This window comes from Streptomyces sp. NPDC036984 (assembly GCF_055607665.1).
On sequence record NZ_JBVJRL010000024.1, the window covers coordinates 84,323 to 98,321 of the forward strand.

The window sequence follows — 13,999 nt, forward strand, 5'->3', positions numbered from 1 at the left end:
TCCACCGATTTCGACGTCTGTACGGAGGCGTGACATGACCCAGCCCGCGACACGGCGCGCGGTTCTCACCACGAGCGCCGGTGCGCTCGCCCTGGGATGCGTGGGGTGCGGCGGAGAAAAGGACGGCGGCGGCGCCACGACACCGGCCTCGCCGACGTCGTCGGCCGCCTCGGCGTCCTCCGCCGGGAAGGCGACATCCGGCACGGCGCTGGCCCGGACCAGCGACATCCCGGAGGGCGGCGGCAAGGTCTTCAAGGAGCAGAAGGTCGTGGTCACCCAGCCGAAGAAGGGTGAGTTCAAGGCGTTCTCGGCGATCTGCACGCATCAGGGCTGCACGGTCGGCGAGGTGGCGGACGGCACCATCGACTGCCCCTGCCACGGCAGCAGGTTCCGTGTCGCCGACGGTTCGGTGGCCCACGGCCCCGCGACCAGGCCGCTGGACGAGCGGCCGGTGACGGTGGAGGGAAATTCGATCCACCTGGACTGAGGGGCCGCGTACGCTCCGGGGATGCAGCCGCAGGACCTGGTACGCGACCACACGATCTACGCCTGTGTCATGGGATCCCGCGCCTTCGGTCTGGCGACGGAGGCCAGCGACACCGACCGGCGCGGGGTGTTCCTCGCCCCCACCCCGCTGTTCTGGCGGTTCGAGAAGCCGCCCACGCATGTGGAGGGGCCGGGCGAGGAGCACTTCTCCTGGGAGCTGGAGCGGTTCTGCGAGCTGGCGCTGCGCGGCAACCCGAACATCCTGGAGTGCCTGCACTCCCCGCTGGTGGAGCGGGTGGACGACACCGGCCGCGAGCTGCTGTCCCTGCGGGCCGCGTTTCTGTCCCGCCGGACCTACGACACCTTCACCCGCTACGCCCTCGGCCAGCGCAAGCGGATCGACGCCGACGTCCGCACGACGGGCGCCCCGCGCTGGAAGCACGCGATGCATCTGCTGCGTCTGCTGACGAGCGCCCGGGACCTGCTGCGCACCGGCGAGCTGCGGATCGACGTCGGTGAGCAGCGCGAGCCCCTGCTGGCGGTCAAGCGCGGCGAGGTGCCGTGGACGACGGTGGAGGCGTGGATGGTCCGGCTGGCGGCCGAGGGCGAGGAGGCCCTGCGGGGCAGCCCGCTGCCGCCGGAGCCGGACCACGCGCGCGTGGCCGCGTTCCTGCACCGGGCGCGCCGGGCCTCAGCCCTCCAGGCGGAGCCGGACCACCAGGTCGTGCAGGGCGTCGTGGGCCCCGGCGGCCTCGGGCAGCACTGAGCCGGCCTGTGCCGCGTCCAGTACGGTGTGCAGCCGTTCCACGTCGGCCTCCACGCGCGCGTGGTCGACGTCGGCCGCGCCGTGCTCCCGTTCCCGCTTGGCGGCGATCAGCTCGGGCAGATAGCCGGGCGCGTCCACCTGGTCGAGGAGCGTGGGCAGATGGGCCTGGACCTCGCCGGTGCGCATGAGGTGGATGCCGGTGAGCAGCACCCGGAAGGTGTAGAGCAGCGGCTTGAGTTCGCCGGTCTTCTCGAACAGCCGCCACTGGGTCACCGCGAACCCGCGGTAGTGGTGGGCGTGGTGGCTGGTGAGGACGCCGGGGGCCAGGGCGGCCAACTCCCGGTGGGCGTCGCAGGTGTGCACGACCAGGGGCGAGAGCAGCTGCTCCAGCACATAGCCGTTGCGGCGGAGCATCAGCCGTACGAACTTGCGCAGGTCGTGGGTGACGAGGTCCAGCTCGACGCCGTACCGGACGCACGTCCGCGAGCGGGTCTCCTCCGGCTCGCGCAGTCCGACGAGGTCGGCGGCGGGGAGCAGGTGGACGCCGCGCAGGTCCACGTCGGAGTCCTGCGAGGGGAAGCCGTACAGGTGGGCTCCGGAGACGGTGGCGAACAGCAGCGGGTCGGGCTGTTCCGCGACCACCGGGGCGAGGTCTATGTCGAGGTCGTCGATCATGGGCTAAGCGTCCCAGAGCGCTCCGAGGGCCGACAGGTCACCCCGGTACTCGATCCGCTCGGTCCAGTCGGCGGGCCAGGCGTCCGCGCCCAGCCAGGCGCCGGCGAAGGCGCCGGCGAGGCAGGCGATCGAGTCGGAGTCGCCGGCGGTGCAGGCGGCGCGGCGCAGTGCGGTGACGGGCTCGTCCGGGAAGAGCAGGAAGCACAGCAGTCCCGTGGCGAGGGCCTCCTCGGCTATCCAGCCCTCGCCGGTGGCCAGGCAGGGGTCGGTCTCCGGGGAGACGGTCCGTACGGCCTCCTGGAGCCGGCCGAGGACCGCCAGGCACTCGTCCCAGCCGCGCGCGATGAAGTGCTCGGGGCTGGGGTCCTGGGAGCGGGTCCAGAGGTCGCCGAGCCAGGTGTGGTCGTAGCGGGTGCGGTTGTCCAGGGCGTACGAGCGCAGCTGTCCGACGAGTCCGGCCGGGTCGGTGCCCTGGGCGAGCAGGTGGACGGCCCGGGCGGTGAGGTCGGAGGCGGCCAGCGCGGTGGGGTGGCCGTGGGTGAGCGCGGACTGCAACTGGGCGGCGCCGGCGCGCTGTTCGTCGCTCAGGCCCGGCGCGAGCCCGATCGGGGCGACCCGCATGTTGGCACCGCAGCCCTTGGAGCCGACCTGGCTGGCGTCCTGCCAGGCCCGGCCCTCTTCCTTGAGCAGGCTGCACGCGGTGAGGCAGGTGTTGCCCGGGGCGCGGTTGTTCTCCGGGGACTGGTACCAGTCCACGAACTCCTCGCGCAGGGGCCGTTCCAGCCGCTTCGGGGCGAGGTAGCCGCCTTCCATGGCCGTCCGGAGCCCGCGCCCGACGGCGAGGGTCATCTGGGTGTCGTCGGAGACGAGAGCGCGCTGCGGCAGCTGCATCTCCCGCCAGGGCCCGAACATCGTGAAGATCAGCGGCACGGTCTTGAACTCGGTCGGGTAGCCGAGGGCGTCCCCGAGGGCGAGGCCGAGAAGTGCTCCGGTCGCCGGCTGCTTCGGCATATGCACCATCCCCCTTTATCGTCATCATGACAATAAAGGGGGATGGTGATCGCGGCAAGGCGCTTTAGAGGTCGACTTCCTTCATCAGCATCCCGACCTCCGTGTTCGACAGGCGCCGCAGCCAGCCGGACTTCTGGTCGCCGAGGGTGATCGGGCCGAACGACGTGCGCACCAGCTTCTCGACGGGGAAGCCCGCCTCCGCCAGCATCCGGCGCACGATGTGCTTGCGGCCCTCGTGCAGGGTCACCTCGACCAGGTAGTTCTTGCCGGTCTGCTCGACCACCCGGAAGTGGTCCGCGCGCGCGTAGCCGTCCTCCAGCTGGATGCCGTCCTTCAGGCGCTTGCCGAGGTCGCGCGGGATCGGGCCGACGATCGCGGCGAGATAGGTCTTCTTCACGCCGTACTTGGGGTGCGTGAGGCGGTGCGCCAGCTCGCCGTGGTTGGTGAGCAGGATGACGCCCTCGGTCTCGGTGTCGAGGCGGCCGACGTGGAAGAGCCGGGTCTCGCGGTTGGTGACGTAGTCACCGAGGCACTGCCGGCCCTCCGGGTCCTCCATGGTGGAGACGACACCGGCGGGCTTGTTCAGCGAGAAGAACTGGTACGACTGGGTCGCGACGGTGAGGCCGTCGACCTTGACCTCGTCCTTCTCCGGGTCGACCCGCTTGCCCTGCTCCAGGACGATCTCGCCGTTGACCTCGACGCGCGCCTGCTCGATCAGCTCCTCGCAGGCCCGCCGGGAGCCGTAGCCCGCGCGCGCCAGCACCTTCTGGAGCCGCTCGCCCTCCTGCTCGGCGCCCGGGAAGGTCTTGGGCAGCTTGACGTCCTTCTTGCCGGCGTACCGCTCCCGGTTGCGCTCCTCGACCCGCGTCTCGTACTCGCGCGAGCGCGCCGGGGCCGTACGGCCGCCCTGCTGGGCTCGTTTGGGTCCGCCCTTGGCGCCGCCGCGGGCCGCCCCGCCGCGTCCGGCCTTGGGGCCGTCCTTGGTGGCCCCGGGGCCCACGTCGTAGCGGCGCTCCTCGGGGCGGGGCTTGCGGGGACGACCCTGCCCCTGCTTCTGGTCCCTGTCGTTGCCGGCACCGCGGTAATTACCGCGCCCGCCGCTCTTGCCGCTGCCGCTGCTTCGCATCAAGGTTTCCGTCTTAGTCGTCTGCGTCCTGACCACCGGGCGCGTCGGGCGCGTCCGGGTCGAACGACGGGACCCCCTCCTGGGTCTCGGCCTCGATCGCCTCCGCCTCGGGGAGGAAGGGCGCGAGTTCCGGAAGCTCGTCCAGGCCACGCAGGCCCATCCGCTCCAGGAAGTAGTTCGTCGTCCTGTACAGGATCGCACCTGTTTCGGGTTCCGTGCCCGCCTCCTCGACCAGACCGCGCTGGAGGAGGGTGCGCATCACGCCGTCGCAGTTCACTCCGCGCACGGCGGAGACCCGACTGCGGCTGACCGGCTGGCGGTAGGCGACGACCGCCAGCGTCTCCAGCGCCGCCTGGGTGAGCCGGGCGGTCTGGCCGTCCAGGACCAGCCGCTCGACGGCGGGCGCGTACGCGGCACGGGTGTAGAAGCGCCAGCCGCCGGCGACGAACCGCAGCTCGAAACCGCGGTTCTGCACGGTGTACTCGTCGGCCAGTTCGCGCAGGGCGTCGGCGATCTGCCGCTTCGGCCGCTCCAGGAGCCTCGCCAGCTGCTCCTCGGTCGCCGGCTCGTCGACGACCATGAGCATCGCCTCCAGGGCGGGCTTGACGTCGAGGCCGGCGACGGTCCGCAGCCCGCCCGGGACCTCGGCGGTCTCCTCGCTCATGCCTTCTTCTCCTCGGGCTTCTCGGGCGGCCGGTCGAACTCGTCCGTGACCATGGGCGCCGCGTCCGTGTCCCCGCCGGTCCAGCGCACGGTCAGCTCCCCGAGCGGGGCCTCCTGCTCCAGGGCCACGGCCTTCTCCCGGTACAGCTCCAGCAGGGCCAGGAACCGGGCCACGACGGTGAGCGTGTCGTCGGTGTCCTCGATCAGCGCCCGGAAGCCGGCCTCGCCGAGCTCCCTGAGGCGCGCGACCACGATCTGCGCCTGCTCCTGCACGCTGACCAGCGGGGCGTGGATGTGGTCGACGTAGACCTGCGGCTTGGGCTTGGGCTGCATCGCCCTGACCGCGAGCTTGGCGAAGCCCTCGGGGCCGATGCTGATGACGACCTCGGGCAGCAGCTCGGCGTGGTGCGGTTCGAGGCCGACGGTACGGGGGTACCGGCGGGCCTCGTCGTCGAGCCGCTCGGTGAAGATGTCGGCGATCCGCTTGTACGCACGGTACTGGAGCAGCCGCGCGAACAGCAGGTCCCGGGCCTCCAGCAGCGCGAGGTCGGCCTCGTCCTCCACCTCGGCGGCGGGCAGCAGCCGGGCCGCCTTCAGGTCGAGCAGGGTGGCCGCCACGACGAGGAACTCCGTGGTCTGGTCCAGGTCCCAGTCGGGCCCCATGGCCCGGATGTGCGCCATGAACTCGTCGGTGACCTTCGACAGGGCGACCTCGGTGACGTCCAGCTTGTGCTTGGAGATCAGCTGGAGGAGAAGGTCGAAGGGCCCCTCGAAGTTGGCGAGGCGGACCTTGAAGACACCGTCGGAGGAGGCTTCCGGCTCTGCGGCTTCGGCTTCGGCTTCGGCTTCGGCTTCGGCTTCGGTGTCAGCTTCGGCTTCGGCTTCCGTGTCAGTCTCGGCTTCGGCGGCTCGGGGCGTCTCTTCCGGCCGGCCGCCGTGGTGCCCGCCTGCCTCGGCCGGACCGCCTGCCTCAGCGGGACGGACCGCCTCAGCCGGACCGACGGCCTCGGCCACCGACTCGCTCGTCGGGTGGCTCTTCGGCTCGCTCGTCGGCTCGACCCGCGGAGCACCCGGTCCCCGCCCCAGCGCACGCCGACGACCGGCACCGGCGCCGGGGACGGGAACGTCAGACGAGGTCATAGCCCCCGCAGGCTACCCCTAGCGCCCCCGCAGCCGTCGTACGAGGATGCTCGCGTCCCCGCGGGACTCCAGGTCGGCCAGGACCACGGCCACCGCCTCGCGGACGATCCGGCCGCGGTCGACGGCGAGACCGTGCTCGCCGCGGAGCACGAGACGTGCGTGCTCCAGGTCCATCAGCTCCTCGGCCGAGACGTACACGGTGATCTTCTCGTCGTGCCGTTCACGCCCGCTAGGCCGCCGGGCCGCCGCCCGCCCGCGCTTGCGCGGCGGCGCGGCGGCAGAACCTTCCTGCGCCGGCTGCCGGCGCGCCGGGCGGCTGCGGGACTCGCCGGCCTCGGCCGGCTCGGCCTCCGCGGCCACATGCTCGGCGCCATCTCCGTCGCCGCCCTGCACGGGCACCGACTGCGGTGCGTCCTCGGCGGCGGCCGCCTCGTCGCTCTCCACCGCGGGAGCCGGCACCCGGGCCTCACCGCCCGCCGCGCGCCGGGGAGTCGACGGCTGCAGCGCCATACCCCCTGTCGTACGGAAGAGTTCGTCGGCCCCCGGCAGACTCACTCGGCGTGACACCGGGCGAGCACCTCCCTGGCGAGCTGGCGGTAGGCGGCGGCACCGACGGAGTTGGAGGCGTACGTCGTGATCGGCTCACCGGCGACCGTGGTCTCCGGGAAGCGGACCGTGCGGCCGATGACCGTGTGGTACACGTGGTCGTCGAACGCCTCGACCACACGGGCCAGCACCTCGCGGCTGTGGACCGTGCGCGAGTCGTACATGGTGGCGAGGATGCCGTCCAGTTCGAGCTCGGGGTTGAGCCGCTCCTGGACCTTCTCGATGGTCTCGGTCAGCAGGGCCACACCGCGCAGCGCGAAGAACTCGCACTCCAGCGGCACGATCACCTTGTGAGCGGCCGTCAGCGCGTTGACGGTGAGCAGGCCGAGCGAGGGCTGACAGTCGATCACGATGTAGTCGTAGTCGTCCATCAGCGGCTTGAGCGCACGCTGGAGCGTCGACTCGCGCGCGACCTCGGAGACCAGCTGGACCTCGGCGGCCGACAGGTCGATGTTGGAGGGCAGCAGGTCCATGTTCGGGACCGCCGTCTTCAGCAGGACCTCGTCCGCGGACATGCCCCGCTCCATGAGCAGGTTGTAGACCGTCAGGTCGAGTTCCATGGGGTTGACGCCGAGACCCACCGACAGCGCGCCCTGCGGGTCGAAGTCCACGAGCAGCACGCGCCGGCCGTACTCCGCGAGCGCGGCACCCAGGTTGATGGTCGACGTCGTCTTGCCGACGCCGCCCTTCTGGTTGCACATCGCGATGATCGTCGCGGGGCCGTGGTCGGTCAGCGGGCCCGGGATCGGGAAGTACGGCAGCGGGCGTCCGGTCGGACCGATGCGCTCACGGCGCTGGCGGGCCGCGTCGGGCGCGAGCGTGGCCGCGTACTCGGGATCGGGCTCGTACTCGGCGTCGGGGTCGTAGAAGTGCCCCTCGGGCAGTTCGTCGTAGTCGGCGAAGTGGTTGTGGGGCGCGCCACTTCCGTCGCCGGCCATGGCGTTCACGTGATGGCCATCCATGCTCTGGTGTGCTGTCCGGGCCGCCTGCGGACTCGGACTCTGGTGGGCTGCGAAGGTGCGCACAGCGACGGAGCCGACAGCCTCGAATCCCGCGGGGCCCTGGCCCCGGACCGGCATTCCTGGATGACCACCCCCGGGAGAAAATGTCGACTCATTCACAAGTCGTCTTACCTCCTTGGTGACCAGGAAACTTCTAGACAAGGTCAGCGTGGCACCATGCCGACGGTTGGCGACTCTATGGCGTGTCGGCGGTCCGCAGCAACACAATCCGCCGGACCCGGCCGGATGTGTCGGCAATGAAACATCCCTCTGTCAAGGGCGTACGGCCGTCGCACAGCAGGTTTCACCGGTGTGCGAATCGGTCGAAGGGTTACGTTCGAGGCGAGTTGACCGAGAGCCGCAAAGTGACCATACACACATCCGGCCGGACCTTGTCGGGCAAGGTCCGGCCGGGCGCGCGGGGTTGACGAGCCGTGTTGACGAATCGCCTTTTGGCTGGTGGTGACTTAGTGACTCACCTGGTCGTCAGCTGGACGAGGGGTCAGCCGAGCAGGGACTCGAGCTCGACGTGCTCCAAGCCGTGGGCCTCGGCGACCTCCTTGTAAACGACCTTGCCGTCATGGGTGTTGAGACCCTTGGCGAGCGCCGGGTCGCGGCGCAACGCCTCCACCCAGCCGTTGTTGGCGAGGGAGACGATGTACGGCAGCGTCGCGTTGGTGAGCGCGTTGGTGGAGGTGTTCGGCACCGCGCCCGGCATGTTGGCGACGCAGTAGAAGACCGAGTTGTGGACCCGGAAGGTCGGCTCGGCGTGCGTGGTGGGACGGGAGTCCTCGAAGCAGCCGCCCTGGTCGATCGCGATGTCGACAAGGACACTTCCCGGCTTCATGCGGGACACCAGCTCGTTGGTGACCAGCTTCGGGGCCTTGGCGCCCGGGATGAGGACCGCACCGATGACGAGGTCGGCGTCGAGGACGGCCTTCTCCAGCTCGAAGGAGTTGGACATGATCGCCTTGACCTTCGTACCGAAGATCTTGTCGGCCTCGCGCAGCTTGTTGATGTCGCGGTCCAGCAGGGTCACGTCGAAGCCCATGCCGACGGCGACCTGGGTGGCGTTCCAGCCGGAGACCCCGCCGCCGATGACCACGGCCTTGGCCGGGGTCACGCCCGGGACACCGCCGGGCAGCACGCCACGGCCGCCGGCCGCGCGCATCAGGTGGTAGGCGCCGACCTGCGGGGCCAGCCGGCCCGCGACCTCGGACATCGGGGCGAGCAGCGGCAGGGCGCGGTTCGGCAGCTCGACGGTCTCGTAGGCGATGGCCGTGGTGCCGGACTCGATGAGCGCGTCCGTGCACTCCTTGGAGGCGGCCAGGTGCAGGTAGGTGAAGAGGATCTGGTCCTTGCGGAGGCGGTGGTACTCCTCCGCGATGGGCTCCTTGACCTTGAGCAGCAGGTCGGCGGTGGCCCACACCTCGTCGGCGGTGTCGAGGATCGCGGCACCGGCGGAGACGTACTCCTCGTCCGTGATCGAGGAGCCGACGCCGGCGCCCCGCTCGACGACGACCTGGTGCCCGTTGCGCACCAGCTCGTGCACACCGGCGGGGGTGATGGCCACCCGGAACTCGTTGTTCTTGACCTCGCGGGGGATGCCGACCTTCACGTCGATCACGGTCCTTGGCTCAGAGGGTATGGGGGTGCATTACAGACGTACCCAGACATGCGGGGGCATACCGGGAGACACCGCAGAGAACGTGCGGCAGAGCCAGTCTAATGAAGGTGTTCCGGCTGTCTAGCCTTTCATTGCATCAATCTTCGCTGGATGGAGTGCGGATTTCGCAGGCTTCAGCGTCGTGTTCCGGTGTTTCCTCGTCCTCCGGCGGTTCCTCACCCAGCATGCGCTCCGCCGCAGCGCGGTGCAGGCGGGCCGCCGCCGGGTCGCCGAGGCGGTCCAGAGTGTCGGCGAGCCGCAGCTGGAGCGCGGCCTGGAGCCGGACGTCCTCGGCGCGCCGCGCCCACTCCACGGCCTCCTGGCAGGTGCGCAGCGACTCCTCGGGCCGCCCCGCGTACTCCTGCACCCGGGCGATCTCGCTCAACGCCCGTGCACTGGCGGTGACATCGCCGCCCCGGCGGTAGCCGGCGAGAGCGGCCCGCCAGTTCCTGAGCGCCTCGCCGTAGCGGCCGGCGTAGGTGTGGGCGGTGGCGATCCGGCCGTACAGCCGGGCGGCCTCGGGATGCTCGCCCCGGGCCAGTCGCTCGGCCAGCGCCCGGCCGAACCAGTCGGCGGCCCGGTCGTGGTCCCCCAGCTCCTGGTAGGCGCCACCTACGGATTCCATCGCGCGGCCGGTCGCATACGGGTCGTTCGCCTCGCGTCCGGCGTCCAGCGCGGCCCGGTAGCGGGCCAGCGCGTCCCGGGTGCGCCCGGTCTGCGCGTCCAGATCACCCAGGTTCAGCAGGGCCGCGGCCTTCTCCCGGGGCAGGCCGCGCCGCTCGGCGACGTCCAGGACGAGGCGGTGTACGCCGTACAGGTCGGGTGCCGCGGCCTGCGTGCCGACATGCGCCGCCACGGCCCTGACCAGTTGGGACATCAGACGGCGGGCGAGGGTGTCCAGCTCCCCGTCGGCCACCGCGAGCCGCGCGCAGGCCAGCAGGGCGGGCCGCCGGATGCGCAGCCAGTCGGCGGCGGCCCGCGGGGTCGGAAAGCGCAGCGCGCGGGGCATGCCGTTCAGCTTCTCCCGGGCCTGCGGGCTGTCCGTCTCGGTGATCGCCCGGCAGGACTGGAGCAGCCGTACCGTCCGTTCCAGCATCCGGGCCCGGGCGAGCTGGAGCTCCGAGGCCCGCTCCTGGCTCTCGGCCGAGGCGCGCAGCAGCGGGTACAGGCAGCCGGGCACCTCGTACTGGGGCAGCGGGGAGTCCACCGCGCGCAGCAGGCCGTGGGCGACGAGGTCGTCCAGGGTGGTGCGGGCGCCGTCGACCGAGCAACCGGCCAGCGCCGAGGCGGTGTGCGGGTCGGCCAGGCCGGCCGGGGCGAGGCTGAGCAGTCGCAGCATCCGGGCGGACTGGGCGGGCAGCTGGTCGTACACGAGCCGGAAGACGCGGACCAGCGGGGTGCCGTCGGCGCCGTCCGCGCCCTCCTCGGTGTACGCGTGCATCCGCTTGGCGAGGTCGGAGACGGCGGCCTGGGGGCGGGCGGCGAGCCAGCCGCCGGCCAGCGCCAGCGCGGCCGGGTGCCCCTGGCAGGCCTCCACCAGGCTCTCCGCGGAGCGCGGGTCGACGGTGATCCGGACCGAGCCGGTGTAGCCGGTGAGCAGCTCCACCGCGGACTTGGTGTCCAGGCCGCCCAGCGTGCAGGGCCGGACGTCCGCGATGCCGGTGAGCGGGCCCGAGGACACGGCCACCACCAGGCAGTCGGGGGCGTCCGGGAGCAGCGCGTCGACCTGGTCTGCGCCGGCCGCGTCGTCCAGCAGCAGCAGCGTGCGCCGGCCGGCGAGGGCGGTGCGCAGGGCCGCGGTGAGGTCGTCCTCGGCGGCTCCGGCGGGTGCGGGCAGCCCCAGGGCGGCGAGCAGGTCGCGGGCGGCCTGTGCGACGGGCACCGGGGTGCCGTCGGGCTCGGCGAGCCGGGCCCGCAGCACTCCGTCGGGGTAGCGGCCGGCGACCTGCCGGACGAGTTCCTCGGCGAGGCTGGTCCGGCCGGAGCCGGGGCGGCCCGCGATCAGGAGCACGCGCGCGCGGGGGGCCTTGCGGCCGGAGAGGGTGTCCAGGCCGGCGCGCTCGATGTCGGCGCGCAGCTCCTTCAGCTCCCGGGTACGGCCCAGGAAACGGTCCTCCGTGACCGGCTGCGCGGACAGCTCCGCACCGTCTGGGTCCACCGCCTGATCCGTCACGGGCCACACTCCCGTCCCACCGCACGCGCAAGCCCGCCGGTGTCTTCCGGTACGGGCGTGAAGAGCCTAGTTGACGCTCTGCGACGTTCCCGGAGGAGCGCGGCGCGCACATCGCCCGATCGGATCAGGCGATGGTCACACCAGTACGCCGGGCGGGTGGGGTCAGGACGCGAAGGGGCGTGCCGGCCAGGGCGCGTCGGCGGGCCGCAGCGCGTCGACGCCGTCCCCGCTGCGGGCCGCCACCAGGGAGAGCACCCCGACGACCAGGCAGTTGTTGTGCACGTCTCCGGCCAGGACCCGGCGTACCAGCTCCTCGACCGGCACGCGCGTGTGCTGCATGTCGGTCTCCTCGTGCTCCGCCGCGAAGCGCTCCCCGTCGGCCTCGGACAGATCCCGGGCGAGGAAGATCCGTACGGCCTCGTCGCAGCCGCCGGGGGTGGTGTACACGTCGGTCAGCACCCGCCAGTCCTCGGCCTTGACGTGCGCCTCCTCGTACAGCTCCCGCTGTGCGGCGTGCAGCGGGTTCTCGCCGGGCACGTCGAGCAGGCCGGCCGGGATCTCCCACAGCTTGTGCCGTACCGGGTGCCGGTACTGGTTGATCAGCAGGACCCGGTCCTCCTCGTCCAGGGCGAGGACGGCGACCGAGCCGGGGTGGACCTGGTAGTCGCGGCGGACCACCGAGCCGTCGGGCATGACCACGTCGTCCGTGCGGACGGAGGTCTTGTTGCCCACGAAGGGGGTGTCCGTCGCCCGGATCTCCCACTCCTCGGGGGTGTCCTTGATCGTCATGCCCTGTCCCTCCACACGCTGTGCCAAAGTCCGGTCACAAAGAAAACCGGGGTGCTCACCTTTGAAGGTATGCACCCCGGCCACCGTACAACTGGTGTGTTACTTGGAATTCTTCCGCTCGACGGCGGCCTTCACCAGGCCGGCGAAGAGCGGGTTCGCGCGGGTCGGCCGGGAGCGCAGCTCGGGGTGCGCCTGGGTCGCGACCAGGTACGGGTGGACGTCCCGCGGGTACTCCACGTACTCGACGAGCTTGCCGTCGGGGGAGGTGCCGGAGAAGACGATGCCGGCCTTCTTCTCCAGTTCCGCGCGGTAGGCGTTGTTGACCTCGTAGCGGTGGCGGTGGCGCTCCTCGACGTATTCCTTGCCGTCGTAGACCTCGCGGACGATGGAACCCTCGGCGAGCTTGGCCGGGTACATGCCCAGGCGCATCGTTCCGCCCATGTCGCCCTCGCCGGCCACGATGTCCAGCTGCTCGGCCATGGTGGAGATCACCGGGTGGGCGGTGGCCGGGTCGAACTCGGTGGAGTTGGCGTCGGGGATGTCGGCCAGGTTGCGGGCGGCCTCGATCACGATGCACTGGAGGCCCAGGCACAGACCCAGCAGCGGGATCTTGTTCTCCCGGGCGTAGCGGATCGCGCCGACCTTGCCCAGCACCCCGCGGTCACCGAAACCGCCGGGGATGCAGATGCCGTCCACGTCCGACAGCTGGGCCTTGGCCCCGGCCGGGGTCTTGCAGTCGTCGGAGGTCACCCACTTGATCTTCACCCGGGCGCGGTTGGCGAAGCCGCCGGCGCGCAGCGCCTCGGTGACCGACAGGTAGGCGTCGGGCAGGTCGATGTACTTGCCGACCAGCGCGAGGGTGACCTCGTGGTCGGGGTTGTGGACGCGGTCCAGCAGGTCGTCCCAGGTCGTCCAGTCCACGTCCCGGAACGGCAGGTCGAGCTTGCGCACGACGTAGGCGTCCAGGCCCTCGGTGTGCACGACCTTGGGGATGTCGTAGATCGAGCGGGCGTCCGGGCAGGCCACCACGGCCGCCTCGTCCACGTCGCACATCAGCGAGATCTTCCGCTTGATCGCGGTCGGGACCTCGCGGTCGCAGCGCAGCACGATCGCGTCGGGCTGGATACCGATGTTCCGGAGCGCGGCCACCGAGTGCTGGGTCGGCTTGGTCTTCAGCTCACCCGACGGGCCGATGTACGGCAGCAGGGAGATGTGCACGACGAAGACGTTGTCCCGGCCGACCTCGTGCCGCACCTGGCGGACGGTCTCCAGGAACGGCAGGGACTCGATGTCACCGACCGTGCCGCCGACCTCGGTGATGACCACGTCCACCTCGTCGGTGGCCATGCGCCGGATGCGGTGCTTGATCTCGTTGGTGATGTGCGGGATGACCTGCACGGTGTCGCCCAGGTACTCGCCGCGGCGCTCCTTGGCGATCACCGTGGAGTACACCTGGCCGGTGGTGACGTTGGCGGTGCCGTCCAGGTCGCGGTCGAGGAAGCGCTCGTAGTGGCCGATGTCCAGGTCGGTCTCGGCGCCGTCGTTGGTGACGAACACCTCACCGTGCTGGAAGGGGTTCATCGTGCCCGGGTCGACGTTCAGGTACGGGTCCAGCTTCTGCATCACGACACGCAGACCCCGCGCCTTGAGCAGCATGCCCAGGCTGGAGGCGGTCAGACCCTTGCCGAGCGAGGAGGCGACACCCCCGGTGACGAAGATGTGCTTGGTCGTCGTGGCTGTGTTGCTTCGAAAAGCCGTGGGCGGCATGGCCAAGAGGGGGCTCCCGTGGTCGCTGTCTGTGATGCGGTGCGGCTGTCGGCCCGGAGGCTTTCCGGGGGTGCCGTCGCTGCGGTTCGGGGGTTTGTCTCCCACCGGTCCACGGGCTACCAGGGTATCA

13 protein-coding genes are annotated in these 13,999 nt (G+C 71.3%); 2 read left to right on the forward strand and 11 right to left on the reverse strand.

Features of this window, described 5'->3' with window-relative positions; translation table 11 throughout:
• Positions 1-34: 34 nt before the first annotated feature.
• The gene (locus ACZ7DL_RS32170) at positions 35-487 is read left to right on the forward strand and encodes a Rieske (2Fe-2S) protein (RefSeq protein ID WP_470779589.1); all 453 of its coding nucleotides are present in this window, start codon (positions 35-37) and stop codon (positions 485-487) included.
• A gap of 21 nt (positions 488-508) precedes the next feature.
• On the forward strand, positions 509-1,252 hold the full coding sequence (locus tag ACZ7DL_RS32175) for a nucleotidyltransferase domain-containing protein (protein WP_470779590.1): 744 nt from the start codon (positions 509-511) through the stop codon (positions 1,250-1,252).
• Here the strand turns inward: ACZ7DL_RS32175 and ACZ7DL_RS32180 are convergent.
• The 11 genes from ACZ7DL_RS32180 to ACZ7DL_RS32230 all read right to left on the reverse strand — a co-directional run bounded on the left by ACZ7DL_RS32180 (position 1,178) and on the right by ACZ7DL_RS32230 (position 13,869).
• Positions 1,178-1,927 carry a nucleotidyltransferase domain-containing protein gene (locus ACZ7DL_RS32180; protein WP_470779592.1) on the reverse strand — a complete coding sequence of 250 codons (750 nt, stop codon included), beginning with the start codon at positions 1,925-1,927 and terminating at the stop codon, positions 1,178-1,180. The two genes, ACZ7DL_RS32175 and ACZ7DL_RS32180, sit on opposite strands and share 75 nt — an antisense overlap.
• A 3-nt stretch (positions 1,928-1,930) precedes the next feature.
• Complete coding sequence (locus ACZ7DL_RS32185; protein ID WP_470779593.1) at positions 1,931-2,938, reverse strand: ADP-ribosylglycohydrolase family protein; 1,008 nt, start codon at positions 2,936-2,938, stop codon at positions 1,931-1,933.
• Between the two features lie 64 nt (positions 2,939-3,002).
• The gene (locus ACZ7DL_RS32190) at positions 3,003-4,064 is read right to left on the reverse strand and encodes a pseudouridine synthase (protein ID WP_470779595.1); all 1,062 of its coding nucleotides are present in this window, start codon (positions 4,062-4,064) and stop codon (positions 3,003-3,005) included.
• Between the two features lie 13 nt (positions 4,065-4,077).
• Positions 4,078-4,728, reverse strand: a complete 651-nt coding sequence (gene scpB, locus ACZ7DL_RS32195; protein WP_470779597.1) for an SMC-Scp complex subunit ScpB — start codon at positions 4,726-4,728, stop codon at positions 4,078-4,080.
• Positions 4,725-5,867, reverse strand: a complete 1,143-nt coding sequence (locus ACZ7DL_RS32200) for a segregation and condensation protein A (RefSeq protein ID WP_470779599.1) — start codon at positions 5,865-5,867, stop codon at positions 4,725-4,727. Before ACZ7DL_RS32200 ends, scpB begins: the two co-directional genes overlap by 4 nt.
• Before the next feature lie 18 nt (positions 5,868-5,885).
• Positions 5,886-6,434 carry a hypothetical protein gene (locus ACZ7DL_RS32205; protein WP_470779601.1) on the reverse strand — a complete coding sequence of 183 codons (549 nt, stop codon included), beginning with the start codon at positions 6,432-6,434 and terminating at the stop codon, positions 5,886-5,888.
• On the reverse strand, positions 6,419-7,552 hold the full coding sequence (locus tag ACZ7DL_RS32210) for a ParA family protein (RefSeq protein ID WP_470779602.1): 1,134 nt from the start codon (positions 7,550-7,552) through the stop codon (positions 6,419-6,421). The genes ACZ7DL_RS32205 and ACZ7DL_RS32210 overlap by 16 nt, the downstream gene beginning before the upstream one ends.
• Positions 7,553-7,976: 424 nt before the next feature.
• The gene (ald, locus tag ACZ7DL_RS32215) at positions 7,977-9,101 is read right to left on the reverse strand and encodes an alanine dehydrogenase (RefSeq protein WP_470779604.1); all 1,125 of its coding nucleotides are present in this window, start codon (positions 9,099-9,101) and stop codon (positions 7,977-7,979) included.
• A gap of 136 nt (positions 9,102-9,237) precedes the next feature.
• The gene (locus ACZ7DL_RS32220; RefSeq protein ID WP_470779605.1) at positions 9,238-11,313 is read right to left on the reverse strand and encodes a tetratricopeptide repeat protein; all 2,076 of its coding nucleotides are present in this window, start codon (positions 11,311-11,313) and stop codon (positions 9,238-9,240) included.
• A 162-nt stretch (positions 11,314-11,475) separates the two neighbouring features.
• Entirely contained in the window at positions 11,476-12,102 is a 627-nt protein-coding gene (locus ACZ7DL_RS32225; protein WP_470779606.1) for an NUDIX domain-containing protein, read from the reverse strand.
• A gap of 99 nt (positions 12,103-12,201) precedes the next feature.
• Positions 12,202-13,869: a CTP synthase gene (locus tag ACZ7DL_RS32230; protein ID WP_470779642.1), complete on the reverse strand. Its 1,668-nt coding sequence runs from the start codon at positions 13,867-13,869 to the stop codon at positions 12,202-12,204.
• Positions 13,870-13,999: the final 130 nt, after the last annotated feature.